Annotated in this window: 19 protein-coding genes and 1 tRNA gene; 8 read left to right on the top strand and 12 right to left on the bottom strand. The window is 70.5% G+C overall.

The window, feature by feature from the left end:
- Positions 1-152: 152 nt before the first annotated feature.
- The 4 genes from arfA to MMA15_RS12605 all read right to left on the bottom strand — a co-directional run bounded on the left by arfA (position 153) and on the right by MMA15_RS12605 (position 5,266).
- Entirely contained in the window at positions 153-1,682 is a 1,530-nt protein-coding gene (arfA, locus tag MMA15_RS12620) for an arabinosylfuranosidase ArfA (RefSeq protein WP_241059462.1), read from the bottom strand.
- A gap of 376 nt (positions 1,683-2,058) precedes the next feature.
- Positions 2,059-2,958: a carbohydrate ABC transporter permease gene (locus MMA15_RS12615; RefSeq protein ID WP_241059460.1), complete on the bottom strand. Its 900-nt coding sequence runs from the start codon at positions 2,956-2,958 to the stop codon at positions 2,059-2,061.
- A gap of 5 nt (positions 2,959-2,963) precedes the next feature.
- A complete protein-coding gene (locus tag MMA15_RS12610) occupies positions 2,964-3,908 on the bottom strand; it encodes a carbohydrate ABC transporter permease (RefSeq protein ID WP_241059458.1) in 945 nt (314 codons plus the stop codon).
- A complete protein-coding gene (locus MMA15_RS12605; protein WP_241059456.1) occupies positions 3,905-5,266 on the bottom strand; it encodes an ABC transporter substrate-binding protein in 1,362 nt (453 codons plus the stop codon). The genes MMA15_RS12610 and MMA15_RS12605 overlap by 4 nt, the downstream gene beginning before the upstream one ends.
- 285 nt (positions 5,267-5,551) lie before the next feature.
- Between MMA15_RS12605 and MMA15_RS12600 the strand changes: the two genes are divergently transcribed.
- Both MMA15_RS12600 and MMA15_RS12595 read left to right on the top strand, forming a co-directional pair.
- The gene (locus MMA15_RS12600; RefSeq protein ID WP_241059454.1) at positions 5,552-6,592 is read left to right on the top strand and encodes a LacI family DNA-binding transcriptional regulator; all 1,041 of its coding nucleotides are present in this window, start codon (positions 5,552-5,554) and stop codon (positions 6,590-6,592) included.
- A gap of 75 nt (positions 6,593-6,667) precedes the next feature.
- Positions 6,668-7,483 carry a maleylpyruvate isomerase family mycothiol-dependent enzyme gene (locus MMA15_RS12595; RefSeq protein WP_241059452.1) on the top strand — a complete coding sequence of 272 codons (816 nt, stop codon included), beginning with the start codon at positions 6,668-6,670 and terminating at the stop codon, positions 7,481-7,483.
- Here MMA15_RS12595 and MMA15_RS12590 read toward each other — a convergent pair.
- Both MMA15_RS12590 and MMA15_RS12585 read right to left on the bottom strand, forming a co-directional pair.
- Entirely contained in the window at positions 7,455-9,458 is a 2,004-nt protein-coding gene (locus tag MMA15_RS12590; protein WP_277400179.1) for an FAD-dependent monooxygenase, read from the bottom strand. The genes MMA15_RS12595 and MMA15_RS12590 overlap by 29 nt on opposite strands.
- A 12-nt stretch (positions 9,459-9,470) precedes the next feature.
- Positions 9,471-10,238 (bottom strand): TetR/AcrR family transcriptional regulator, encoded by a 768-nt coding sequence (locus MMA15_RS12585; RefSeq protein ID WP_241059450.1) that lies wholly within the window; start codon positions 10,236-10,238, stop codon positions 9,471-9,473.
- A gap of 162 nt (positions 10,239-10,400) precedes the next feature.
- On the opposite strand from MMA15_RS12585, the gene purF reads away from it, so the two are divergent.
- Complete coding sequence (gene purF, locus MMA15_RS12580; RefSeq protein WP_241059448.1) at positions 10,401-12,032, top strand: amidophosphoribosyltransferase; 1,632 nt, start codon at positions 10,401-10,403, stop codon at positions 12,030-12,032.
- Positions 12,033-12,106: 74 nt separating this feature from the next.
- Positions 12,107-13,192, top strand: coding sequence for a phosphoribosylformylglycinamidine cyclo-ligase (gene purM, locus MMA15_RS12575; RefSeq protein WP_241059446.1), 1,086 nt, complete (start codon positions 12,107-12,109; stop codon positions 13,190-13,192).
- Positions 13,193-13,300: 108 nt separating this feature from the next.
- Here the strand turns inward: purM and MMA15_RS12570 are convergent, their stop codons facing one another.
- Positions 13,301-13,552: a DUF3073 domain-containing protein gene (locus MMA15_RS12570; protein WP_241059444.1), complete on the bottom strand. Its 252-nt coding sequence runs from the start codon at positions 13,550-13,552 to the stop codon at positions 13,301-13,303.
- Positions 13,553-13,888: 336 nt separating this feature from the next.
- A complete protein-coding gene (locus MMA15_RS12565) occupies positions 13,889-15,028 on the bottom strand; it encodes a Leu/Phe/Val dehydrogenase (protein ID WP_241063166.1) in 1,140 nt (379 codons plus the stop codon).
- A gap of 268 nt (positions 15,029-15,296) precedes the next feature.
- Between MMA15_RS12565 and MMA15_RS12560 the strand changes: the two genes are divergently transcribed.
- Together MMA15_RS12560 and bldC are read left to right on the top strand one after the other, a co-directional pair.
- Entirely contained in the window at positions 15,297-16,172 is an 876-nt protein-coding gene (locus tag MMA15_RS12560; protein WP_241059442.1) for a DUF8083 family protein, read from the top strand.
- Positions 16,173-16,711: 539 nt separating this feature from the next.
- On the top strand, positions 16,712-16,918 hold the full coding sequence (gene bldC / locus MMA15_RS12555; protein ID WP_027749187.1) for a developmental transcriptional regulator BldC: 207 nt from the start codon (positions 16,712-16,714) through the stop codon (positions 16,916-16,918).
- 561 nt (positions 16,919-17,479) lie between these two features.
- Here bldC and MMA15_RS12550 read toward each other — a convergent pair.
- From MMA15_RS12550 to hrpA, 3 genes are all read right to left on the bottom strand, one after another.
- Positions 17,480-17,788, bottom strand: a complete 309-nt coding sequence (locus tag MMA15_RS12550) for a DUF6274 family protein (RefSeq protein ID WP_241059440.1) — start codon at positions 17,786-17,788, stop codon at positions 17,480-17,482.
- Positions 17,789-18,107: 319 nt separating this feature from the next.
- Positions 18,108-18,182, bottom strand: a tRNA-Asp gene (locus MMA15_RS12545).
- A gap of 88 nt (positions 18,183-18,270) precedes the next feature.
- A complete protein-coding gene (gene hrpA, locus MMA15_RS12540) occupies positions 18,271-22,533 on the bottom strand; it encodes an ATP-dependent RNA helicase HrpA (protein ID WP_241059431.1) in 4,263 nt (1,420 codons plus the stop codon).
- A 104-nt stretch (positions 22,534-22,637) separates the two neighbouring features.
- Here hrpA and MMA15_RS12535 point away from each other — a divergent pair, with 104 nt between their 5' ends.
- Together MMA15_RS12535 and MMA15_RS12530 are read left to right on the top strand one after the other, a co-directional pair.
- Positions 22,638-23,837: an ABC-2 transporter permease gene (locus MMA15_RS12535; protein ID WP_241059429.1), complete on the top strand. Its 1,200-nt coding sequence runs from the start codon at positions 22,638-22,640 to the stop codon at positions 23,835-23,837.
- 127 nt (positions 23,838-23,964) lie between these two features.
- Positions 23,965-24,180, top strand: a complete 216-nt coding sequence (locus MMA15_RS12530) for a hypothetical protein (protein ID WP_241059422.1) — start codon at positions 23,965-23,967, stop codon at positions 24,178-24,180.
- 172 nt (positions 24,181-24,352) lie between these two features.
- Here MMA15_RS12530 and sph read toward each other — a convergent pair whose 3' ends face one another.
- Complete coding sequence (sph, locus tag MMA15_RS12525; protein WP_241059420.1) at positions 24,353-25,345, bottom strand: sphingomyelin phosphodiesterase; 993 nt, start codon at positions 25,343-25,345, stop codon at positions 24,353-24,355.
- Between the last annotated feature and the right edge of the window lie 109 nt (positions 25,346-25,454).

Raw genomic sequence — 25,454 nt, 5'->3', positions numbered from 1 at the left:
GCGCAGGCGGAGGAACGGAGGCGCGGGCCGGGGCCGGGACCCGGCCCGCGCCGGTCTGTGGGGGACGTGCAGGCCGAAGGCCGCAGTTCGTGGGCCGCGAGCGCGAGTCGGCCGCGGCTGACGCCCTGGGGCCTTCGGCCTCCCGTGGGGGGTCAGGCTTCCGGCGCCAGCCGGATCACGCTCCAGGACACCGGCGGCAGCACCGCTTCCAGTTCGTCCTCGGCGCTGACGGACGTCCCGGCGACGGGGCGCGGTACGACCCTCTCCGGTTCCGCCTGGGTGTTGGCCGCGTCCGGGTCCTCGTCGGCTATGACCAGATGCTCGACGACCCGGTACGGCTTCCCCAGACCGCGGAGCGCCGCACGCAGCCCGAGCGGACCGGTCTGGTCGCGGTTGACGGCCAGGACCGTGAGTTCACCGGTCTCCTCGTTCAAGGTGCTGACGGTGTCGAGCGCGGGCACCGGCCCGTGCTTCTCCGTCTCGATCAGCGGGCCCGACACCTCCGTACGGAGAACCGTGCCGTGTGCGTGGCGGGCCGTGAGCGCGAAGGGATGGAACGTGGTCTGCCGCCAGCTCGGGCCGCCCGGCTCGCTGCGGATCGGGCCGATGACGTTGACGAGCTGTGCGAGGCAGGCCACGGCGACCCGGTCAGCGTGACGCAGCAGCGTGATCAGCAGGGAGCCGACCACTGCCGCGTCGGTGACGCTGTAGGTGTCCTCGATCAGCCGGGGCGTCTCCTCCAGCGGCAGTGCGCGCTCGCCGGGGAAGCGGGACTGGTACCAGACGTTCCACTCGTCGAAGGAGAGCCTGATCCGCTTGTGCGAGCGGCGCACCGCACGCACATGGTCGGCGGTGGAGACGATGTCCGAGATGTAGCCGTCCATCTGGGCGCCGCTGGCGAGGAAGCTGGCGCGGTCGCCGCCGGTCTCCTCGTAGTAGGCGTGCAGGGAGAGGTAGTCGACCTCGTCGTAGGTCTCGTGCAGGACCTGCCGCTCCCACTCGCCGAACGTCGGCATGTCCGCGTTCGAACTCCCGCACGCCACAAGCTCGATGGACGGGTCGACCTGGTGCATGGCCTTGCCCGCCTCGGCCGCGAGCCGTCCGTACTCGGTCGCGGTGGTGTGCCCGGTCTGCCAGGGGCCGTCCATCTCGTTGCCCAGGCACCACAGCCGTACGGCGTGGGGGTCGCGGGTGCCGTTCTTGACGCGCATGTCCGACCAGGCGGTGCCGCCCGGGATGTTGCAGTACTCGACGAGGGCGCGGGCGGCGTCGATGCCGCGGGTGCCGAGGTTGACGGCCATCATCGGCTCGACTCCCTGGCGGCGGGCCCAGCCGAGGAACTCGTCGGTGCCGACCTGGTTCGTCTCGATGCTGCGCCAGGCGAGGTCGAGGCGGCGGGGGCGGTCGGCGGCCGGGCCGACGCCGTCCTCCCAGTGGTAGCCGGAGACGAAGTTGCCGCCCGGGTAGCGGACGAGGCCCGTGCCGAGTTCGCGCACGAGCCGGGAGACGTCGCCGCGGAAGCCGTACTCGTCGGCGCTCTCGTGGCCCGGTTCGTAGATGCCCGTGTAGACGCAGCGGCCCATGTGCTCGACGAACGTCCCGTACAGGCGGGGGTCGACGGTGCCGAGCGCGAATCCGGGGTCGATGGTGATACGGGCGGTGCCGGCGGGCTGGTCGGTCATACGGTGGGTGCCTCTCTCGGTGCTCGTCCGGTGCTCGGCACGTGCTGATCCGTGCGCGGGTCCGTGTCGTGATCCGTGTGCGGGCCCGCGTGACGATCCGCGTGCTCGTCGGTGTGCGGGCGTGTGCGGTGGTCCGCGTGCTCCTCGGTGTGCCGGTCCGCGTGCGGGCCCGTGAAGCGGCCCGCGTGCTCGCGCGGTCGGGGATGCGGGCGCGGGCCCGCGTGACGGCTCTCGTACGGGTTCTCACAGCGGCCCGCGTGACGATCCGCGTGACGGTCCGTGTGGTCGTCGGCGTACCCGTGCGCGGGCTCCTCCTGGCGCCCGTCGACGGCCGGTCCCTGCGCGGGCCCGGTCGTGAACGGGCGGTGCGCCGCCGTCACTTCAGACCCGTGCCGGCGATGCCCTCGACGATCCGGCGCTGGAAGAAGAGGAAGACGGTGAGCAGCGGCAGCGCGCCCAGCACCGCCGAGGCCATCAACTGGGCCTGCGGCAGCCCGAAGGCGTCCTGCACGGAGGTCAGGCCCACCGGCAGCGTCATCATCTGCGGATCGGTGACCGCCAGCAGCGGCCAGAGGAAGTTGTTCCAGGACCAGACGAAGACGAAGATCGTCACGGCGGAGATGGCGGGCCGGGACAGCGGCATCACGATCTGCCAGTAGATGCGCAGCCAGCTCGCGCCGTCCGCCCGTGCCGCGTCGGTGAGTTCGACGGGGATGCCGTCGAAGAACTGCTTGAAGACGAAGACGGCCACCACGTTGGGCACCTGCGGCAGGATCACCGCCCAGTAGGTGTTGAGCATCCCCGTGATCTGCAACGTCTGGAAGTGCGGGATCATCAGGAGCTGCGGCGGGATCATGACGCCCGCGAGGATCAGCAGGAAGACCGGCCGCCGGTAGCGGAACCTCAGTCGCGAGAGCGCGAAGGCCGCGAGCGAGGCGGTGCACACGGTCAGCAGCGTCGTCAGCGCGGAGGTGATGAAGCTGTTGACGTACCAGTACGGGATGCGCCCTGCCCCGAGCACCTCGCGGTAGTTGGCGAGCGTCGGGTTGTCGGAGATCCACGCCGTGGGGTCCGTGGCCAGTTCGGCGGGCGTACGTATGGAGGTCGCCAGCGCCCAGGCCAGCGGCGCCAGCCACAGCAGCGCCAGCGCGAGCAGTACGCCGAGGGTGACCCTGTTGAAGAGCCGCTCCGAACCGGCGTAGCGGACGCCGTAGCGGTTGCCGGTGCGGGCGGATGCCGCCGCGGTGCGGGCCGGCGCCCGCGTGAGGGTGGCCATCGTGCTCAGGCCTCCTTCTCGGTGCGCCGGATCAGGGCGAACCAGACGAGTGAGATCAGCAGGATGATGACGAAGAGCAGCAGCGCGACCGTCGAGGCGTATCCGGCGCGGCCGTCGGTGAAGCCGGTCTGGTACACGTACAGCAGCGACGGGCGTGTGACGTCGTCGGGACCGCCGTTGGTCATCATGTAGATCTGGTCGAAGACCTTGAGGGACGCGACGAGTTGGAGCACCGCGACCAGCGTCGTCGCCCTGCCCAGCATGGGTACGACGACGAGACGCAGCCGCTGCCAGGGCCCGGCGCCGTCGATGGCGGCGGCCTCGTGCACCTCGCGGGGTATCTCCTGGAGCGCGGCGAGGTAGATGACGAAGTTGAAGCCGACCGTCCACCAGACGGTCGCCGCGGCGATGGAGATCATCGCCCAGTTCGGGTCGCCGAGCCACGACGGGGGCGCGTCGACGCCCAGCAGCTTGGCCACGCTTCCCGCCAGCCCGATCTCGTCCGCGTAGATCCACATGAACAGCAGCGAGATCACCGACGAGGGCAGCATGAACGGCGCGAAGAAGGCCAGCCGGAAGAACCACTTGCCTCGTGAGACCCGGTCCGTCATCAGGGCGAGCGCGAGGGCGATGAGTATCAGCGGCACGGTCGTCAGCACCGTGAACCAGATGGTGTGGCCCAGGCTGGACCAGAAGTCGGCGGAGCCGAGGGCCTGCCGGTAGTTCTCCAGGCCGACCCAGCTGCCCAGACCGCCCTTGACGAGGCTGCCGTTGAAGAAGCCCGCGATGCCGGTGTAGACGAGCGGGCCCAGCAGGAAGACGACGTAGAAGGCGCCGAAGGGGAGCAGCATCCCGGAGGCGGTCCAGCGCCCGGAGCCGGTCGTGTGCCTCGGCGCGGGCTCGGCCGCGGGCCTGGCCGCCGGGGCCGTCGTGGTCGTGGTCGCGCTCATACCGGCGCCTCCGTCTTCGCGAGGTCGGTCACGGCGGAGTGCATGCGCGAGGCCGCGCGGCCGGGGGAGATCTCGCCGCGGAAAACGGTCGCCACGACTTCGCCGAAGCGCCGGTGGAGGTTGCTGTCGGCGCCCGAGTACCAGGCCGCGGGGTCGTAGGCGGCGCCGTCGGCGGCGTCCGCGTAGTGCGCCTGCGGTTCCAGGCGCTTGTACTCCCCGGAGTCCGCCGTGGGCTGCCACGCGGGAATGTGGCCGCCCTTGGTCCAGTCGTAGCTGGCGTCGAGCATGGACCGTACGAAGTCCAGTGCCCTGTCCGTGCGTTGAGCCTCAGGGGAGGGCGCGGTCGGCAGTACGAAGGCGTGCGAGTCGGCGGCGCACGCATAGGGCCCGTCGTCGAAGATCCGCGGGAAGGTGCGTATGTCGAACTTGTCCTTCAGCGCTCCCTGCACCGCGAGCAACTGCCACTCGCCGTCCATGAGGAACCCGGCCTTGCCCGTGGTCAGCAGCGTGATCGCGCCGCCGTTGGGGTTCGCGTTCGCCGGTATGAGCTTCTCCGCGGTCATGCGCCGGATGTAGGCCAGGGCCTCCTCGGCCGCGCCCATGTCCATGATCACCCTGCGGCCGCCGTCGGTGACGAGGTCGGCGCCGAGCTGACGGTAGAGGGACCACCACAGCCGCCAGCACATCGCCGGGTCCTTCACGGTGGCGATGGAGCCGCCCCACACGCCGGTGGCTTCCTTCGCGGCGCGCATCGCGTCGAGGAACTTGTCGGGACCGTCGAGGTCGGTGAGCTTTCCGTCCTCCAGCAGCCCGGCCTTCTTGGCCACGTCCTTGTGGTAGTAGAGCACGAAGGGGTGGGTGTCCAGCGGCAGCGCGTAGAGCCTGCCGTCGTGACGGGCACGGTCGAGCGCGGCCTTCTGGAATCGGTCCTCGGTCAGCCCGTGCGCGTCGGCCTCGGAGTCGGACACCGCGTGCAGCAGCCCGGAGGCGGCGAGGGTCGGCAGCCGCGACATGTGTGTGATGGCCACCTGGGGCGGCCGGTGCCCGAGGGTCGCCAGCGTGAGCTTGGTGTAGTACGGGGCGCCCCACACCATCGTGGTCGACTTCAGGTCGGTGGCACGGTGCCGCTTGCGGTAGGCGCTCTGCATCTTCACGAGCTGCGCGCCGTCGCCACCCGTGAAGGGGTGCCAGAAGTTCAGCAGCGACGAGGGGCCCGCGGCCCCGGTGAACGCCTGCCCGACCGTGTTGCCGCATCCGCTGAGCCCCCCGGCCGCCGCGATGGAGCCCACGGCGCCTAGGAATCTCCGCCTGTTCTGCACCCGTACCACGCCCCGTCCATACGCCTGTCCGCGATCCATGCCGAAACCGTTCGAGTCGCCGGGACTGCCGAACTGCGGGAACTTCCCGAGCCCGTCGGCGACTTCGAGAGGGCCGAACCCGTCGAACCCGTCGAACCGTCGAGCCTGTCGAACCCGTTCGGGCCCGCCGAAGGCAGCGGCGACACAGCGAGGCCGGCCGGCGGCCTGTCCGCAGGGGTCCCGGATCGCTGTTCCAACGTTGTACTCAGGGCGTAATCTGGCGTCAACACGTCGGACGGATCTTTGTCCGAGGGGATCAGGGGACAAAAGGGACAAGGGGAACGCATGGCCGGGACGAGGCTCAAGGACGTCGCGGAGCGTGCCGGCGGCGTCTCGATCAAAACCGTCTCCAACGTTGTACGTGGCAACGTCCGCGTCGCGGAGCCCACCCGCAGGCGCGTGCTCGACGCCATCGACGAACTCGACTACCGGCCCAACGCCTCCGCCCGCCATCTGCGCACCGGACGCAGCGGCGTCATCGCCCTCGCAGTGCCGGAACTCGTCGCGCCGTACTTCGCCGAGCTGGCCACCGCCGTCATCGAGGCCGCCCGCGAGCACGACGTATCGGTCCTCATCGAGGACACCGGCGGCGACCCGGCGGCCGAACTCCGCGTCGCCTGCGGCCTGTCCGACCCGCTCATCGACGGCGTGCTGCTCTCCCCGATCCGCCTCGACCAGGCCACCCTCGCCCACCGCGAACGCCGCGTCCCGCTGGTGCTGCTGGGCGAGCGCGACTTCGAGGTGCCGGCCGACCACGTACTGATTGACAACGTTCTCGCCGCCGAGGAGGCCACCGCCCACCTGCTCGCCTCCGGCCGCCGCCGCGTCGCAGCGATCGGCTTCCAGTCCGACCCGCTCTTCACCACCTCCCACCAGCGCGCCCGCGGCTACCTCAGGGCCCTGGAGGCCGCCGGGCTCCCGCATGTGCCCGAACTCACGCCCCTCGTACCGGCGTTCACCCGCACCCACGGCATGCACGCGATGCGCGAGCTCCTCGCGCTGCCCGAACCGCCGGACGCCGTCTTCTGCTTCTCCGACCTGCTCGCCTCCGGCGCCGTGCGAGGGGTGTACGACGCGGGCCGTACCGTCCCCGGCGACGTCGCGGTGATCGGCTTCGACGACATCGAGGACACCCGCTTCGCGGTCCCCTCCCTCAGCACCATCGCCCCCGACAAGCGGCAGCTCGCCAAGCTCGCGGTGGACTCCCTCCTCACCCGCATCGCCGGCGACCCGGAGGCCCCGCACACGACGCTGTACGCGCCGTACCGCCTGGTCGCGCGGGAGAGCACGGCGCGTGACGCGGGGAACCGGACCGGGGGCACGTGAGCGCGGAACCCTTCGAGCGCAGGCGGTCCGTACCACGGGACACCCAGGGCCCCTCCAGGCTCTAACCTCTTGACCATGCCGCCCGCCAAACGCACCAAAGCCCCACAGAGGCGCAGCTACGATCCGGCCCGCGTCCGCCAGGCCCTGATCGGGCAGGTCGAGGCCGTCGCCACCGCCGCGCATCAACTGACCGAGGAGCAGTGCGCGCGCCCCTCCGGGCTCCCCGGCTGGGACGTCCACCGGCTCCTCGTGCACATCGCGTTGCAGATCGACGCGGTGCCCCGTTACCTCGCCGGGCCGGAGTCGAAGGCGCCCGCCCCGGAGGTGGACCTTCCGGCGTGGGCGGCATCCACCGCCCGGGGCGCCGCCGAACTCGACCGTGAGACCCGCGAGGAGGCCGACGGCGCGGCCTCCGGCGCCGCCCGCATCGACGAGGCCGTGGCGCAGCTCGAACCCGTGCTGGAGTCGGCGGTACGCGGCGATCTGCTCATCCCGCACGGTGCGGGTGCGATGCGGATGCTCGACTTCACCGTGACGCGGCTCGTCGAACTCGTCGTCCACAGCGACGATCTGGCCCGCGCCACCGGCAGCCCCGTCACCTTCGACCGCCAGGCGCTCGCAGCGACGGTACGGGTGCTCACGGACACGCTGGCGGTACGGGCGCCGGGGGCTTCGGTCGAGGTGAGAGTGCCGCCGTTCGCCGTCGTGCAGTGCGTCGAGGGGCCGCGTCACACGAGGGGCACGCCGCCCAACGTCGTCGAGACCGACCCCCTCACCTGGATCAGGCTCGCCACCGGGCGGATCGGCTGGGAGCAGGCCCGCAGCGCGGCCGCGGTCTCCGCCGGCGGCGAACGGGCCGACATCAGCGGCCTGTTGCCCCTGATGGGCTGAGCCCGGTCCCTGTCCCTGTCCCTGTCCGGCCCGCTGTCCCGGCCCCGGTCCGGGTCGCTGCCGCGTCGGCGGCCGGGCGGCCGAACCAGCGGGCGAGCGCCGCGCGAAGCGCCTCGCGCTCGCCGTGATCCGGACGGGCTGAGGACGACACCCAGGCGAGATAGCAGTCGGGGCGCAGCAGCAGCGCCACCGGGGGCGGGGCCCCGGCGCCGCCCTCCGTGCCCGTGCCTGTGAAGCCGGTTGAGCCGGTTGAGCCTGTCGTGCCTGCGGTCCCTGTCGTGCCCGTCCTGACTTCCCGTTCCACCGTGCTCGACGCGTCCTCCGGGCGCTCCCAGCGCCGGGCGGCGACGGCGTCGACGCGGTCGCTCCACGGCCGTGCCTCACCGGCGTACGACCCGTCCGCGGTCAGGTCCAGCAGCAACGGGCGTGCGTCCCGGGTGAGTTCCGCCAGGCGTACGGGCCGTCCCTCTCCGGTGTCGAGAAGCAGGTCGGGCGCCCAGGTGCCGGTGAGGGGATGCGGGGACGGGCCGCCGTTCGCGGCGCTGTGCCCGCTTCCCTTGGGGGTCGCGGCGCCGTGCCCGCCGCCACCGGACGTCTCGGGCTCCGGGCGGCTCATCTCGTAGCGGACGTCGGCGCCCGCCATCATGTCCGCGATGTGCCGGATGTTCGCCGGTTCCTCCAGCAGCTCCATGAACAGCTCGCGCAGCGCGGTGACTTCACCGCCCGGAGCGATCAGCGCCGACTGCGCCCGCGTGTGCATCACCACGCGCTCCGCCACGGGGCGGCGCTCCTCCTCGTAGCTGTCGAGCAGTCCCGGCGGCGCCCAGCCGCGCACCTCGGCGGCGAGCTTCCATCCCAGATTCACGGCGTCCTGGAGCCCGAGGTTGAGCCCGGGGCCGCCGAGCGCCGAGTGCACGTGCGCCGCGTCGCCGACCAGCAGCACCCGGCCCGCGCGGAAGCGGTCGGCGAGCCTCGTGTTGCCCCCGTACAGCCGCCGGAGCAGATGCGGCCCGTCTCCCTCGGGCGGCCCCAGCGGCACCTCGGCGCCGAGCACGCGACGCACGCTCGCCTGCATCTCGTCCAGCGTCAGCGGCCGTTCCGCGCCGGCCTCGGCTTCGCCCGTACGGCCGGAGCGACCGGAACGGCCGGAGCGACCGGAGCCGCCGAAGCGCTCTGAGCCGCCGGAACCGCGGTTCCCCTCCCCGGGGCCGTCCCCGTCCGTGCCCCCGCCCCACTCGGTCGTGTGCACCATCGCCGGTCGTCCCGGGAACGGCGCATACGTGAACAGCCCGCCGTCCGTGCGGTGATGCATGAACGGCGGTACGAGACCGTGCCCGGGCACGTCCAGTCCACCCGTCGCCGGGTCGGTCATCGCCGCCGGCACCGTCACATGTGCCGTCCGGTGGACCATCTCGTCGTCGGTCACTCCGGGGAAGCCGATCCCGGCCAGTTTCCGCGTCACGCTCCGCCCGCCGTCCGCTCCCACGAGGTGGCGGCAGCGGAGCCGGTACGCACCGCCGGGCCCCGAGACGTCGGCCGTCACGCCGTCCTCGTCCTGGCGGAGCCCCGTCAGCTCGTGTCCGCGCCGTATCTCCACGCCGAGTTCGAGCGCCCGCTCCTCCAGCACCTGCTCCAGCCGTAGCTGCGGCACCCCCAGCCCGTACAGCCGGTTCTGACCGGGCTCCAGCCTGCTCAGCTCCAGCGGCATCGCTCCGAAGACGAACCTCGGGCTCGCCCGCGGCGGTTCGTCGCCGCCGCTGAGGCGCCCGTGCAGCCCGCGCCGGTCGAGCATCAGCGTCACCTGCCCGACCAGACCGTTGGCCCGGTTCTCCCGGGTGCGCTCCGTCAGCCGCTCCAGCACCAGCGGCCGTACGCCCGCGAGACTCGACTCGCACGCCAGCATCAGCCCGTTGGGCCCCGCCCCGGCCACTACGACGTCCCACTCCCCGGACTCTCCGTACGCTCCGGAACCCATGTCCGCCCCCTTCTACCGATCGTCCCGCGGGCGCCGAGAGCCCCGCCCCTGCCGCCGTCCGCCGCCGCGCACCTTCTCGGAACGCCCGGCCCCGCCGCGCCCCGGCTCGGGCAGTCCCTCGGCGAGCTGCCCCAGCGCGTCCCGCAGCAGCGCCGGGAAGGGGACGGCCGGGCCCTCGCCGTCGCTGCCGAGGTGCCGCTCCATCACCACCGCGATGGCGCCGCCGACGGCCGCCGCCACCAGCCGCGGATACAGGTCCCTTCGGGCATCGGTGCCGGTGCGTTCGGCGACGGCCGCCGCCAGCTCGGCCTCGGCCACCGCGTTCGCCTTGAAGAACTCGCCCTGTAGCGCCGGTTCGCCGAGCATCAGCCGTACTCCGGCCGTCCAGCGCTCGTCCGGCACCTGGTCCGCCTCGCCCTGCCCGTCGAACGCGAAGCGGGCAAGCGCCGCGTTCACCACGGCGTCCCACAGCGGCTCCGACTCGGGCCGGGCACGCAGCTCCTCCGCGATCCGGTGTGCGCGCTCCACATGCCGGGCGGCGATCGCCTCGGCCTTGCTCGAGAAGTAGTTGTTGAACGTACGTGGGGAGACTCCGGCCTCCGCCGCGATGTCCTCGACACGTACGTTCGCCAGCCCCCGCTCGACGGCGAGACGCAGGGCCGCCCAGCTCAGCGCCGTACGGGTCTCCCGCTTCTTGCGCTCGCGCAGCCCGCCCCGGCGCCCCGCGTCCTCCGGGTTCGCGCCGCGCCCGGCCTCGTCCTGCCCCCTGCTCTCGTCCACCCAACGGACCCTAGCAATTCTTGCGCGCCACGCAAATATGCGTAACAGGCAAAAAGCCAGGGCCAGTCGGCGCCGTGACCCCTGGTAGTGGAGGAGTCACCCGGATTGGCTGAGCATGTCCCCGATTCGGAGCAACGCGCCGCCTGTCCTAGACTCGGTCGCGTGCCACGTGGTGACGGACGACTCAGCCACGACCTGCTCCCCGCAGAGAAGGGCCCACAGGACGCTTGCGGCGTCTTCGGCGTCTGGGCCCCCGGGGAAGAGGTCGCGAAGCTCACGTACTTCGGTCTGTACGCGCTTCAGCACCGCGGCCAGGAGTCCGCGGGCATCGCAGTGAGCAACGGCTCACAGATCCTCGTCTTCAAGGACATGGGCCTCGTCTCGCAGGTCTTCGACGAGACCTCGCTCGGCTCCCTCCGCGGCCACATCGCCGTGGGCCACGCCCGCTACTCGACGACGGGCGCCTCCGTATGGGAGAACGCCCAGCCGACCTTCCGCGCCACCGGCCACGGCTCGATCGCGCTCGGCCACAACGGCAATCTGGTCAACACCGCCGAACTCGCCGACTTGGTGGCCGCGAAGTCCACCGAGAGCGCGGGCCGCGCCCCCACCGTCGCCGCCACCAACGACACCGACCTCGTCACCGCCCTCCTCGCGGGCCAGACCGACGAGGACGGCAAGCCGCTCACCGTCGAGGAGGCGGCGCCCATCGTCCTGCCGCAGGTCAAGGGCGCGTTCTCGTTCGTCTTCATGGACGAGCACACCCTCTACGCGGCCCGCGACGCCCAGGGCGTACGCCCCCTCGTACTCGGACGCCTCGAGCGCGGCTGGGTCGTCGCCAGCGAGACCTCGGCGCTCGACATCGTCGGCGCGGTCTTCATCCGCGAGGTCGAGCCCGGCGAGATGATCGCCGTCGACGAGGACGGACTCCGCTCCACCCGCTTCGCCGATGCGAAGCCCAAGGGCTGCGTCTTCGAGTACGTCTATCTCGCCCGCCCCGACACCGACATCGCGGGACGGAACGTTTATCTCTCCCGCGTCGAGATGGGCCGCAAGCTCGCCGCCGAGGCGCCCGCCGACGCCGACCTCGTCATCGCGACGCCCGAGTCCGGCACCCCCGCGGCGATCGGCTACGCCGAGGCCAGCGGCATCCCGTACGGCAGCGGCCTGGTCAAGAACAGCTACGTCGGCCGTACGTTCATCCAGCCCAGCCAGACCATCCGCCAGCTCGGCATCCGTCTCAAGCTCAACCCGCTGAAGGAGGTCATCAGCGGCAAGCGCCTCGTCGTCGTCGACGACTCGATCGTCCGCGGCAACACCCAGCGCGCACTCGTACGGATGCTCCGCGAGGCCGGAGCGGCCGAGGTCCATGTGCGGATCTCCTCGCCGCCCATCAAGTGGCCCTGCTTCTTCGGGATCGACTTCGCCACCCGCGCCGAGCTGATCGCCAACGGCCTCACCGTCGAGGAGATCGGCAAGTCCCTGGGCGCGGACTCCCTGGCGTACATCTCACTCGACGGGATGACCGACGCGACGACGATCCCCAAGTCGCAGCTCTGCCGCGCCTGCTTCGACGGGGAGTACCCGATGCCGCTGCCCGACCCCGAACTGCTGGGCAAGCATCTGCGAGAACCGACCGCGACGGGCACCGGCGACACCGGTGACACCGAGACGGGCACCGCCGAAACCGGCGCCGCCCGGCGCTCTGAAGGGCAGCCCTCCGTGCCGGACGTCGACGGCGTCGGCACCCTCACCGCCGGCGTCGGCGGCAACGACGCACTGCGACGCCCGTAGCGTCCCCGACCCCGCCACCCTTGCCCCGTCAGCACCGCCGTCCGCCTGCCCCCACGACCGAGAGAGCCGACCCCATGCCTGTCGAGCCTGCTGAACCTTCCGGCACCGGCGCCACCTACGCCGCCGCCGGCGTGGACATCGAGGCCGGCGACCGCGCCGTACAGCTCATGAAGGAGTGGGTGAAGAAGGCACAGCGCCCGGAGTCGGTCGGCACGCTCGGCGGCTTCGCCGGCCTCTTCGACGCCTCCGTGCTCAAGCGCTACGACCGCCCGCTGCTGGCCTCCGCCACCGACGGCGTAGGCACCAAGGTCGCCGTGGCCCAGCGTATGGACCAGCACGACAGCATCGGCCACGACCTCGTGGCGATGGTCGTCGACGACCTGGTGGTCTGCGGCGCCGAGCCGCTCTTCATGACCGACTACGTCTGCGTCGGCAAGGTCGTCCCGGAACGCGTCGCCCAGATCGTCAAGGGCATCGCCGAGGGCTGCGTGCTCGCGGGCTGCGCGCTCGTAGGCGGCGAGACCGCCGAGCACCCGGGCCTCCTGGGCCCCGACGAGTACGACGTCGCCGGAGCCGGTACGGGCGTGGTCGAGGCCGACGCCGTGCTGGGCGCGGATCGTATCCGTAAGGGGGACGCGGTGATCGCGATGGCGTCCTCCGGACTTCACTCGAACGGGTACTCGCTGGTCAGGCACGTCCTCTTCGAGCGCGCGGGCTGGGCCCTGGAACGGGAGGTGCCCGAGTTCGGCCGCACCCTCGGCGAGGAACTGCTGGAGCCCACCAGGATCTACTCGCTGGACTGCCTCGCCCTCGCCCGTACGACCGAGGTCCACGCCTTCTCGCACATCACCGGAGGCGGACTCGCCGGCAACCTCGCCCGCGTGGTGCCCGACGAGCTGCACGCATACGTCGACCGCGGCACCTGGACGCCCGGCGTGGTCTTCGACCTGGTCGGAAGGGCCGGCGACGTCGCACGCGACGAACTGGAGAGCGCGCTGAACATGGGCGTCGGCATGGTCGCCGTAGTGCCTCAGGAATCGGCCGACACCGCGCTGCACACCCTCGCCGACCGAGGCGTCGACGCCTGGATCGCGGGGGAGATCACCGAGCGCCCGGCAGGGGGCGACGCCGTGACGCTCACCGGCGACTATGCGCGCTGACCCGAGGACGTACGCGGTGACCGCCTCACGCGCCGCAGATTCCGCAGGCCCTGGAACAGCACAGAACCCGGTCCGGCTTGGGCCGGACCGGGCAGGGATCTGTGGACGTCAGCTCCGGCGCCGTTGCGCTGAAGAGCCGGAGGACTCGTCCTCGTCCTCCTCGTCGTTGTACACGTCCGCGTACTGTGCGTACGGGTCGTCGTCACGCTCATCGTCCTCGAAGCGGTCGCCGTTCGGCGGCTCGCTCGACGTCGATGCGCCCAGCTCCTCAGCCAGGCGCGTCAGGTCCGTCCCACCGCTGTTGTACTTCAGCTGGCGGGCGACCTTCGTCTGCTTGGCCTTGGCCCGGCCGCGCCCCATGGCTCGACCCCCTCAACGACGGGGCTCGACGGCCCCAGAGTCTTGACACGCGTTCACAATTCAGAGCGGACCCTCGAAGGAGAGACCGTCCCGTAGGGCTTCAACGGTACCTGCTTCCGACGCCCTACGGTACGCCGCCCGCACGACACGGCCGCCGGCCGACGCGTCCGGTGGCCCTCTCTTCGCTGGTCAGCTCTGATTTTACCTTGCGTCCGAGTGTCGACCCGCCGAGGGGTCGGGGGGAAGAGGGCAGGCACGGCCGATCAGCCGGGCGGGCGGTCCGAACCGGCCGTCCCCGAGGCCCCGTTGGGACCGGGGGGCGACTTGGGACGGCCGTCACCGTCCCTCGGGGCTCGCTCCGCCCTCTCCGTCTGCGCCGCCGGCGCCCGCTGCCATCCGGGTCTCGGCGATGCGGTCCGCGGCGGCGGCCGGGGGCACGCCGTCCGTGGCGGCACGGTCGAAGATCGACAGCGTGGTGTCGAAGATCTTCGCGGCCTTCGCCTTGGCACGTGCGAAGTCGAAGCCCAGCAGTTCGTCGGCGACCTGGATCACGCCGCCGGCGTTCACCACGTAGTCGGGGGCGTAGAGGATTCCGCGGCCCGCGAGGTCCTTCTCGACTCCCGGGTGGGCGAGTTGGTTGTTGGCGGCACCGCACACGGCCTTCGCGGTCAGTACCGGCACGGTCGCGTCGTCCAGGGCGCCGCCGAGGGCGCAGGGCGAGTAGACGTCCAGGCCCTCGAAGCGGACCAGCGCGGCGGTGTCGGCGACGGCCTCGACCTCCGGGTGGGCGGCGCGTACGCGCTCGACGGCCTCCGGCCGCACGTCCGTGATCACCACGCGGGCGCCGTCCTCGAGGAGATGAGCGACCAGGTGGTGGCCGACCTTGCCGACTCCGGCGATGCCGACCGTACGGCCGCGGAGCGAGGGCTCGCCCCACAGGTGCTGTGCGCTGGCGCGCATTCCCTGGAAGACGCCGAACGCGGTCAGCACCGAGGAGTCGCCGGCGCCGCCCTGCTCGGGGGAGCGCCCGGTCGTCCATGGGCAGGTGCGCGCGACGACGTCCATGTCCTGCACATAGGTGCCGACGTCGCAGGCGGTGACGTAACGGCCGCCGAGCGACGCCACGAAGCGGCCGTAGGCGAGGAGCAGCTCCTCGGTCTTGATCTTCTCGGGGTCTCCGATGATCACGGCCTTGCCGCCGCCGTGGGCCAGCCCGGCCATCGCGTTCTTGTACGACATGCCGCGAGCGAGGTTGAGCGCGTCGAGCACCGCCGCCTCCTCGGGCTGTTCCTCCCCCGCGTAGGGGTGGAACCTGGTGCCGCCCAGGCCGGGGCCGAGGGCGGTGGAGTGGAGGGCGATCACTGCTTTCAGGCCGCTGGCGCGGTCCTGGCACAGCACGACTTGCTCGTGCCCGCCCTGCTCGGACCGGAAGAGAGTCCTCAGGATCCCTGTGCCACTCGCTCCGTCGGCGCTGATGGTGGGCGCCTCGGCGGGCTGTGGGGAGGGACGTACGTCAGCCACGGTGGTGACTCCTGGTGTCGCGGTTGTACGCCCTCTTCGTCGCCGTCCGTGCTTGTGGCGCGTACGGCGGGGAGGGCCGGTCGACAGCAGGGTACGACCTGCGCGCGGCCGGATCGTTGCGGTGCCACGATCGGTGGTAGTCAACTGTCCTTCGGGGCCCGCCCGTCAGGGCGCGGTCCGGGCTCCCGCCGGGAGTCCCCGTCGCGAACTCTGGAGGAAACGCGTGGCTCAGCAGGCGTCGGTCATCGTCCCGTACGCGGCGTATCTGCGGGTGTACGAGCCACTGGCCGCGTTCCCGGAACCGGAGCGCGCGCACTGGGTGCGGTACGCCAAGCGGGACCGAGTGCCCACCGCCCAGGACGAGTTGAGGCGTTCGCTGGCCGATCTGCTGCCTGTGCCGCCGGTCGCCGTCCCCGAGCGTGAGAGCGCGGACGCCTTCGTGGCGGAGGTCGACGGTGTGGTGTGCGTCTGCCCCTGGCGTACGCGGTTGCGGGGCTGGCAGGCGCTTGCGGCGCTGTCGCAGGCGGCGGGCGAGCAGGAGGTCGCGATGCCGCAGACGGTGCTGGACGCCGCGGTGCCTCCGGTCGTCCGGCGCCAGGCCGCGGCGGACTATGAGCGCTGGTTGACGCGCAATCCCGATGCCCGCCCGTGGATCCGTACCGCGCTGTGGCACGTACCCGTGCGATGGTTCGTTCTTTTTTCTTCGGAAGAGAAAGAGTTTGCGAAGCCAGGAACGGGTGAGGAGAGCGTTCAGCAGTTCGTCCTCCGCTATCGCACACCGATGGTCCAGGCGCGACGTCGTCTCGCCCGCGGTCTGAAGGTGATCCGCGAGGAGTTGGAGGAGGGGCCGCTCGTCGACGGCCTGGTCGACGTGGGCAGATGGCTGGAGGAATTCCATCCGCGGTCCCTCGTCGAACTGGACTACGGCGGTCTGGCACACGCGATCCCTGAGGAGCAGCTTGCCGACGACGATTCCGCCGCGGATGTGGCGGAGGGCATCGCGGCACTGCGCGCAGGGGACGGGGAGCGGGCCGGCGTCGCCTACGAGCGGCTCACGGACCGCTGGCGGGCTGTGAGAGAACTACAGTTCGCCAACTGACTACGCGGGTTCGCTCCGTGGGGTTCACGTTCATGGTTGTGTTCGTGAACTGAACGCGGACGGGGGCCAACGGGGTTGTGTACGTCACGGACCTCCAGGACCAAGGTCCCGAAAGGGGCCAAAGCCTCAAGCGTGACGGACAGCACTTTCCGGGGCCTTGCTCTCAGAGCTGTCCCTCGTGTCAAAATAGGACAAGGAGTTCGACGGGGGCTCCATCCATCCAACTATGGTCGGAAAGATCGGTATTGCCCACCTTGGTGGGGCTGGTGCTGCTTGGTCGCACTGTGACTGATCGTCACGGTGGGGTGACTGTCCGCTATGGGGCGGTCCATCGGCTTCCGTCGAGGTTCACCACCTCAGAGGGCAATTCCATCGGTTTGGCCGACGTGGCTGGACAGATGGTGTAGTTGTAGTGCCGAGGACAAGCCGTTCGTCCTATAACCGACTCGGCTCGCGTACGTCCATATCGGGCAACGCGGGCCAAGGTGCAGAATTCAAGGAAAGAACCGTATGGTTCGGTTCCTCCGAGGAGGCCGCTCATGACCGCTCGCACCCCAGATGCCGAGCCCCTGTTGACCCCGGCTGAGGTTGCCACGATGTTCCGCGTGGACCCGAAGACGGTCACACGCTGGGCAAAGGCGGGCAAGCTCACGTCGATTCGCACGCTCGGTGGTCATCGCCGCTACCGCGAAGCGGAGGTGCGCGCACTGCTTGCGGGCATCCCGCAGCAGCGCAGTGAGGTTTGATCAGGCGAAATAACTGCATATCAGGGCGCATTCGGGGCCCTCATCCCGGATGGACGCCCGAGGCAACAGACGTCAGGTCGCTGTCCCCAACGGCGCTTGGTCGTTGATCGCGCTGGACTCCGCCGGGTCCGGCGCGATCTTTTTGTGCGCGAACTGCTGTGTCCGGACTGGCCGTGTCCGGAAGGGACGTGCCCGGACGGGCAGGTCCGAGGGGCCGCAAGCGGTATCGGCGGGCGGTCTCGGAAGGGCCGGGAGGGCCCCGAGGAAGGGGCGAATCGGCCCCGACTCCCGTCTGTGGACGGGGAGTTGGGGAGTCGGCCTACGCCTCGCGTGGACTGCCGCAGAGGGCCATGGAACGTAGTGCAATTGCACATATTAAATTGGCGTGCGATGAGAAGGGCGTAACTTCCCCCACACTCGTAGCAAGGGGGGTGACTCCCGTCACATCTCCTCACGCTTGTGGAGATGCCCTGCTCTGGGGTATTGGGGCAGGCAATGCCGGATGCGCGTCCCCGGCTTCACCCCTCCTCACCGAACGCCCTTATCCGGAACGGGCGTTGACTACTTTGAAGCGGAGACCCGCCGTGGCTTCGCCGGGCGTTCGCCCGGCTCGGCGTCCGGTGCTCCCCGCCGCTCCGCGGCAGGCGCCCCGGACGCTCCACGAACCGCCTCCATCGCCGTCCCTTCGTTCGCCTCGCCGTGCGGAGGCTCCTGGGCCTCTTCCGGGACGTGCTCCGTCGCCAGCCTCAACAGCCGGTGGCATACAGGGCAGTTACGCGTCACATGCCGATAGCGAGTGGCAGCCGCGAGGTGTGCTCGCAGCAGTGCACGCGTCTCATGCCGCCGAGGGCCGCGCGGAGTTGTCCCCATTGATGCCCCACCTCCCTTTACGAGAAGTACAGGTGGGACAGCGGAGCGTCAAGAAGCCCCGTACGGGGCGCACGACGCACACAGCACGGCGCGCGAAGCCCCGGCGAGGACGCTGAGAGCCGCTGTGCGGCGCTGTGAGGCGTCCTGACGGGCGTTCACTCCGGGCCGGGCAACTGCCCCCCGCACGCGACGTACAGGCGGCTCCAAGTCCCTCCTCCTAGGACAGCGCCGCCGGGCCCCAAAGCGTTGCGGCCCGACCCCGAAACACGGGGACGGGCCGCTCACTTGTCTCATGTGACTGTGAATGTCCGAACTACTGCGGTCCTGACGGGATTTGAACCCGCGGCCTCCACCTTGACAGGGTGGCGAGCACTCCAAACTGCTCCACAGGACCTTGCGACGACGCCCGGCTTGCGGGCGCGGAACGAGACTCTACAGCAGCCGCCGCGAGCGGCGCGAACTCACCTTCCGCGACGCTTCCGTCACGGCGCCGCCGCGTCCACCGCCTTCATGATCCGTTTGTCCGAGACCGGATGGGCCGTGCCGAGGGCGTGGGCGAAGTAGCTGACCCGCAGTTCCTCGATCATCCAGCGGACGTCCAGGGCGGCCTGTGGCACCGGCCTGCCCCGGGGGAACTGCTCCAGCAGCCACAGGTATTCGTCCTCCATCTCCTTGACCTTGGCCATCCGCGTACGGTCCCGCTCCACGTTGTTCGGCATCTGCGTCAGACGGCGGTCGGCCGCCACGAGATAGCGCAGCAGGTCGGGCAGGCGTGCCGTGCCGTGGAGCGTGACGAAGCCCGGGCATACGAGCCCCGCGAGCTGCCGTCGCACGTCCTCCGCGGACTCCGCGAGCGCCGGGCTGGTGACGCCGTTGAGCCGCTGCTCGCAGGAGTGCCAGGCGGCGAGCACCTCCTGCACCTGCCTCACGGTCCTCAGCGTGAGGTCGATCAGATCGGTACGTACGGCGTCCAGCAGCTTGCGGAACGGCTCCTCGTCCCACGCCGGGCCACCGTGTGCCGCCACGAGGCGGTCGACGGCGGCCGTGACGCAGTCCTCGAAGAGCGCCTGGACGCTGCCGTGCGGTGAGCGGGACAGGGCGAGCTTCTGCGGATTGGAGAGCTTCGAGGCGGCGAACTTGGCCGGATCGGAGGGGATGTTGAGCAGAATCAGCCGCCGGGTGCCGCGCCACATCGCCTGCTGCTGCTCGGCCTCCGTATCGAAGAGTCGAACGGACACCGAGTCGCCGTCGTCGACGAGCGCCGGATACGCCCTCACGGGCTGGCCGCCGCGTCTGGTCTCGAAGACGCGGGGGAGGGCGCCGACCGTCCACGAGGTGAGGCCCGTACGGGAGCCGGGAGCCGTGGGCGCGTCTTCGGCGCCGGCCGTCCCGGCGGAGGCCCCGTCGCCGGTGGCGCCGGACCCGTCCCCCGGCTTCCGACTGCCCTCCCCCGCCCGTGACTTGTCGCCCCGCCGTCCGCGCGAGGACGACTCGAAGGCGCGGGCGATGGCGGCCTGCGTCTTGTCCCGCAGCCGGTGCTGCAACTCCTCCAGATCCTTGGACTCGGCGACCGTGCGCCTGCGTTCGTCCGTGACGCGGAAGGTGATCTTGAGGTGGTCGGGCACCTTCGCCACGTCGAAGTCGCCCGCCTCGAAGGGCACTCCGACCATGCGCCGCAGCTCACGGGCGAGCGCGGAGGTCAGCGGCTCCCCGCCCGGCTCCGCTACGCGCAGGAAGCGTGCCGCGAAGTCCGGGGCCGGCACATAGTGGCGGCGTACGGCCTTGGGCAGGGAGCGGATCAGCTCGGTGACCAGGGCGTGGCGCAGCCCGGGGATCTGCCAGTCGAAACCCTCGCCGGGGGAGACCTGGTTGAGGACCTGGAGCGGTACGTGCACCGTCACGCCGTCCGCGTCGGTTCCCGGCTCGAACTGGTAGGTCACGCGCAGCGTCAGCTCGCCCTGCTGCCACACGTCCGGGTAGTCGCTGCGGCTGATCTCCTCCGCCTGCTCGTTGATGAGCATCGATTTCTCGAAGTTGAGCAGATCCGGGTCCTCGCGGCGCTGCTTCTTCCACCAGGAGTCGAAGTGGGCGCCGGAGACCACGTGAGGGGGCACGCGCTCGTCGTAGAAGTCGTAGAGCGTCTCGTCGTCGACGAGGATGTCTCGGCGCCGGGCGCGGTGTTCCAACTCCTCGACCTCGTCGAGGAGTCTCCGGTTGTCGTGGAAGAAGCGGTGCTGGGTGCGCCAGTCGCCCTCGACCAGCGCGTGCCGGATGAACAGGTCGCGCGACGTCTCCGGGTCGACGCGCCCGTAGTGGACCTTGCGCTGTGCGACGAGCGGCACGCCGTAGAGGGTCACACGCTCGTAGGCCATCACGGCGGCCTGCTTCTGCTCCCAGTGCGGTTCGCTGTAGGTGCGCTTGACCAGGTGTTCCGCGAGGGGTTCGATCCACTCCGGCTCGATCCTCGCGTTGACGCGGGCCCACAGCCGTGAGGTCTCCACCAGCTCGGCGGACATCAGCCAGCGCGGCTGCTTCCTGAACAGCGAAGAGCCGGGGAAGACCGCGAACTTGGCGCTGCGCGCGCCCAGATACTCGTTCTTCTCGGTGTCCTTGAGCCCTACGTGGGAGAGGAGACCGGCGAGCAGCGACTGGTGCACGGCGTCCGCCGGGACGGCGTCCTCGTCGTCGGACGGTCGCGAGGACGACGACGAGGACGACGAGGCCGACGACGGCAGGATGTCCATCGACCTGGCGACCTGGCGAAGCTGCGAGTAGATGTCCTGCCACTCGCGTATACGCAGGTAGTTGAGGAACTCGGCCTTGCACATGCGGCGGAAGGCCGACGAGGACAGCTCCTTCTGCCGCTCCCGCACGTAGCGCCACAGATTGAGGAAGGCGAGGAAGTCGCTCCCCTCCTCACGGAAGCGCGCGTGGTGCTGGTCGGCCTGCTGCTGCTTGTCGGACGGGCGTTCGCGGGGGTCCTGGATGGACAGCGCCGCGACGATCACCATGACCTCGTGTACACAGCCGTTCCGTCCGGCCTCCAGCACCATGCGGGCCAGCCGGGGGTCGACGGGGAGCTGTGCGAGTCTGCGGCCGGTCGGGGTGAGGCGGGCCCTGCCGTCCGCCTTGCCGTCCGTCCTCGCGTCGGTCCTCGCTTCGGTCCTTGCTTCGGTCCTGACCTCGTCACCGCGGCCGCCGCCCTTCCCCTTGCGGGCAGGGGAGGCCTCCAACGCGTGCAGCTCTTCCAGCAGTTGGACGCCCGCCTTGATGCTGCGGCGGTCCGGCGGGTCGATGAAGGGGAACCTCTCGATGTCGCCGAGCCCCGCCGCGGTCATCTGGAGGATGACGGACGCGAGATTGGTACGCAGGATCTCGGCGTCCGTGAACTCCGGCCGGGAGAGGAAGTCCTCCTCGGAGTAGAGCCGGATGCAGACGCCGTCGGACGTACGGCCGCAGCGGCCCTTGCGCTGGTTGGCGCTGGCCTGGCTCACGGGCTCGATGGGCAGCCGCTGGACCTTGGTGCGGTGGCTGTAGCGGGAGATGCGGGCGGTCCCCGGGTCCACCACGTACTTGATGCCGGGCACGGTGAGCGACGTCTCCGCGACGTTCGTGGCCAGCACGACCCGGCGGTTGGAGTGGCTCTGGAAGACGCGGTGCTGCTCGGCGTGGGAGAGACGGGCGTAGAGGGGGAGGATCTCCGTTGCCGCGGCGGCGCGCGCCCCGGCTCGTACGAGGCGCTTCTCCAGGGCGTCCGCGGTGTCGCGGATCTCGCGCTCGCCGGAGAGGAACACGAGGATGTCGCCCGGACCCTCCGCCTGGAGTTCGTCGACCGCGTCGCAGATCGCCGTGACCTGGTCGCGGTCAGTGCCGTCGCCCCTGCTCTTGGCGTCGCCGGAGCCCTGGGAGGAACTTCCCTGCGAGGGTTCCGCCTCGGAGTCGTCGTCGAGCAGCGGCCGGTAGCGCACCTCCACCGGGTACGTACGGCCGCTGACCTCGACGATCGGCGCGTCGCCGAAGTGGCGTGAGAAGCGCTCGGGGTCGATCGTCGCCGAGGTGATGACGACCTTCAACTCCGGGCGTCTGGGCAGCAGTTGGGCCAGGTAGCCGAGCAGGAAGTCGATGTTGAGGCTTCGTTCGTGCGCCTCGTCGATGATGATCGTGTCGTACTGGCGCAGCTCGCGGTCCTGCTGGATCTCGGCGAGCAGGATGCCGTCCGTCATCAGCTTGAGGAGGGTGTTCGCGCCGACCTGATCGGTGAAGCGGACCTTCCAGCCGACGGCTTCCCCGAGCGGGCAGTTCAGCTCCTCCGCGACGCGTGCCGCGACCGTACGGGCCGCGAGGCGGCGGGGCTGGGTGTGGCCGATGACGCCGTGGATGCCGCGGCCCAGCTCCATGCAGATCTTGGGGATCTGCGTCGTCTTGCCCGAGCCGGTCTCGCCCGCGACGATCACGACCTGGTGGTCCCGTATCGCCGCCAGGATCTCGTCCTTCTTGCCGCTGACCGGGAGCTGCTCGGGATATGTGATCGACGGCAGCGACTCCCGGCGTGCGGCGACCCTCAGTTCGGACTCGTCCATGGCGGCCGAGATCTCGTCGAGGACGGCGGCACGCGCCTCGGGCTTACGGATCTTGCGTGCCCCGTCGAGGCGGCGGCCGAGGCGCTGCCGGTCGCGCAGCATCAGCTCGGGCAGGCGCTCGCGCAGTGCGTCGAAGGACGGGGAAGGGGACTTGGAGGTCGGCATACGGGCTCCAGGATCGCACTTCGGCGAATCGAGATGCCAACGGATTAGCCGGGACGCTGAGGAATGCGAACAAATGCGGACATAGCGCTCGTAGGGTGGCGCGCATGAGCGAGCAGCGGGAGCCGGGGGCGGACGGGCGGGACGGACCCCAACGGCAGGGCGGGCGGGACGAACGGAAAGAGCAAGACGCACGGCAAGAGCAAGACGCACGGTGCGGGCAAGGGGAGAAGGGAGAGCCGGAACCGGAGCCCCACGGCGCGCGATGTGTGGACGACCCCGGCCGTGGACTGCGCCACCGGTGGCGGACCTTCACGCACACCCCGTTCTTCCCCGCGACCGTGCTGGCGCTCATCGTCGCTGCGGCGGCAGGTCTCTTCGCCGGCTCGTACACCTACGCCATGGCCGATCCCACGCCGCGTGCCGTACCCGCGGCCGTGCAGGGCGACGACGAGGACGTACGACGCGTCGGCGTCTTCACCGCCGGCCTGGAGAAGGCGCTGGGCTCCTCTCTCCAGATCCGTCGCTACCGTACGTTCGCCCAGGCCAGGCAGGCCGTCGAGGAGCAGAAGGTGTTCGCGGTGCTACGGCCGGACGGCCCGGGGCAGGTCGAGCTGGGCGTCTCCAGCGCGGCCGGAGCGTCGGTGGCCGAGGTGCTTCAGAGGTCGGCCCCGAAAGTGGGACGCGAGACGGGTGTGGATGTGACCGTCAGGGATCTCAAGCCGCTGGGCAAGGGCGATCCGCGCGGACTGACGATCTTCTACATGACGCTGGCGGCGGACATCATCGGCTTCATCGGCGCGATCCAGCTCAGCGTCAACGTGCCCGGACTCTCCCCCGTGGCACGCGTCTCGTTCATCGCCGCCTACGCGCTGCTCGGAGGCTTCGTGATCGCGGTGATGGTGAGCTGGGTCCTCGACGCCGTGCCACTGCCGTTCGTGCACTCATGGTCGATCCTCGCGCTGACCATGGTCACCTCCGGCATGGTCTTCCTGATGTTCAACTCCCTGATCGGGCGCTGGGCGATGATCCCGACCTGGTTCCTGATGGTGCTGCTGGGCAATCCGTCCTCGGGCGGTGCGGTCTCCTGGCCGCTGCTGCCGTCCGTGCTGGGCGCGGTGGGGCGGTGGCTGCCGCCGGGCGCATCCGTGAACGCGCAGCACACCGCCGTCTACTTCCCGGGCAATCAGCACGCGATGCCCTATCTGGTGCTTGCCGCCTGGGCGTTGGCGGGGGGCGCGGTCTTCTTCACTCTCGACGCCCGCAGGCGCGGCGGCCTCATGGGCACCGTGGCCGGGGAGCCATGAGGCGGATGTGGCCGGAAATGTGCGCTGAGGCGGGCCGGGCCGTCGCAAAATCGCCTGGCGCCGGGACCCGAAACGATGACACTGTGTCACCGAACATTTCGCTGCGGCCGAAGGGAGGGCGAGAACGATGCAGGCATTTGAACTGGTCAATGCAGTCAGCGCCGTCGTGAGCGCCGTGGCCGCCGTTGTGAGCGCCGGAGTCGCGGTGGTCACGCTGAGTGTGCAGCGGCAGCAGGCTGCGGATGAGCGGCAATTCCCTGATCAGGACGACGTTTCGCCGGGGGAGGACCTGCTCGGCTGGAAGCACATGCCGATCGGGGCCTTGTGCCCCAGCCCCTACTGACCGCCGCCGCGGACCGCCGGTGCTGAGCACCGGCACGGACCCGGCGGAGGCACAACGCCCCTGGAAGCCGCAGCAGTCGAACGGCCGGTCTCAGCACTTCGGCAGCCGGTCGCAGCACTGGAACAGAGCGGAACCCCCGGCCCCGGCCGGGGGTTCCCGCCGTGCTTTCGGTCTACGACGTGGGCCCGGCGATCACCGGATAGTGGTCGGAGAGGTTCGTGAAGGTGCCCTCGGAGGTCTCCCAGGGCGCGCACTCCTCCTTGATCACCTCGTTCTGCCAGGCGGCGGGCCGCACATGCCCGTTGCGGTGCAGCACGTAGTCCAGGTCGGACCGGCCGCCGTCGGGGTTGCGGCCGTGAGCGATCGAGTTCTCCTGGTGATCCGAGGAGTACGGGTGTCCCGTACGGGCATCGGCGGAGGCCAGGTCCGCGTTGGCGAGCATCTCCTTGTACTCGTCGCCGCGAGAGTCGGTGTTGAAGTCGCCCGCGACCATGACCTCCTCGTCAGCCGGGATCTTCTTCTCGTCGAGGAAGGAGTCGATCGCGCGGAACTGCTCGGCACGTGTCTTCCGCGCTTCGCCGTCACCGCACGCCGAGTCGCCCGCCTGCACATGGGTGCCTACGACGTGCACCTTCGTACCGTTCACATCGAGCACCGCGTAGACGAAGCCCTTGTTCGACAGATAGTCCGCGCCGCAGCCGTGGTCGTACACGAACTGTTCCTTGTGGACGATGGGCCACTTGCTGAGGATCGTCACGCCGCCGTCCTCGGGCGCGATGTCCGACCACGAGCCGCCCGTCGCGTCCCAGCCGTCCTTGCTTCTGCCCAGCACGGGCGTCTGGTGCGGGTACTGGCCCTCGGCCTTCTCCTGGAGCTTGTCGGAGACGGAGTTCTCGAACGCCTCCTGGAGCACGACCACGTCGTTGCCCTGGAAGAAGTCCGCGTCGGGGATGGCGTCGCCCCTGTGGTCCTGGCCCCAGTTGGGATAGATGAGCTTGTTGAACAGGAAGGTGTTGTAGCTGAGCACCTTCAGTGCCGGGGCGTCGGCGGCCGCGCCCGCGTCGCCGGGGGACGCGGTGGCGGAGGAGCCTGTCGCCACGAGTGCGGACGCCGCGAGCAGCGAGGCGGCGGCAAGTCCCTTGAAGCGGCGGAGACTTCGCGGCACGCGGAGTCTTCGGGACGCAGAGGGCCGGGAGGGCGCCGCGCCGGCCGGTTCCTCCGAGGGCGAGGACGAGTGCGACGGCGAGGATGCGGCCGAAGGCGAGGGTGAGGGT

Origin of the sequence: Streptomyces marispadix (genome assembly GCF_022524345.1) — a bacterium.
In the GTDB taxonomy this organism is placed as follows: Bacteria; Actinomycetota; Actinomycetes; order Streptomycetales; family Streptomycetaceae; genus Streptomyces; species Streptomyces marispadix.
This window is presented reverse-complemented; position numbering and strand designations above follow the sequence as displayed.

Excerpts from the sequence above, each read along its gene's own strand:
- MMA15_RS12605 (WP_241059456.1), bottom strand. The coding sequence starts at position 5,266 with ATGGATCGCGGACAGGCGTATGGACGGGGCGTGGTACGGGTGCAGAAC.
- bldC (WP_027749187.1), top strand. The coding sequence starts at position 16,712 with ATGACCGCTCGCACCCCAGATGCCGAGCCCCTGTTGACCCCGGCTGAG.
- MMA15_RS12615 (WP_241059460.1), bottom strand. The coding sequence starts at position 2,958 with ATGGCCACCCTCACGCGGGCGCCGGCCCGCACCGCGGCGGCATCCGCC.
- MMA15_RS12590 (WP_277400179.1), bottom strand. The coding sequence starts at position 9,458 with ATGGGTTCCGGAGCGTACGGAGAGTCCGGGGAGTGGGACGTCGTAGTG.
- MMA15_RS12550 (WP_241059440.1), bottom strand. The coding sequence starts at position 17,788 with ATGGGGACAACTCCGCGCGGCCCTCGGCGGCATGAGACGCGTGCACTG.
- MMA15_RS12535 (WP_241059429.1), top strand. The coding sequence starts at position 22,638 with ATGAGCGAGCAGCGGGAGCCGGGGGCGGACGGGCGGGACGGACCCCAA.
- MMA15_RS12610 (WP_241059458.1), bottom strand. The coding sequence starts at position 3,908 with ATGAGCGCGACCACGACCACGACGGCCCCGGCGGCCAGGCCCGCGGCC.
- purM (WP_241059446.1), top strand. The coding sequence starts at position 12,107 with ATGCCTGTCGAGCCTGCTGAACCTTCCGGCACCGGCGCCACCTACGCC.
- hrpA (WP_241059431.1), bottom strand. The coding sequence starts at position 22,533 with ATGCCGACCTCCAAGTCCCCTTCCCCGTCCTTCGACGCACTGCGCGAG.
- MMA15_RS12595 (WP_241059452.1), top strand. The coding sequence starts at position 6,668 with ATGCCGCCCGCCAAACGCACCAAAGCCCCACAGAGGCGCAGCTACGAT.
- MMA15_RS12600 (WP_241059454.1), top strand. The coding sequence starts at position 5,552 with ATGGCCGGGACGAGGCTCAAGGACGTCGCGGAGCGTGCCGGCGGCGTC.
- MMA15_RS12570 (WP_241059444.1), bottom strand. The coding sequence starts at position 13,552 with ATGGGGCGCGGCCGGGCCAAGGCCAAGCAGACGAAGGTCGCCCGCCAG.
- MMA15_RS12530 (WP_241059422.1), top strand. The coding sequence starts at position 23,965 with ATGCAGGCATTTGAACTGGTCAATGCAGTCAGCGCCGTCGTGAGCGCC.
- arfA (WP_241059462.1), bottom strand. The coding sequence starts at position 1,682 with ATGACCGACCAGCCCGCCGGCACCGCCCGTATCACCATCGACCCCGGA.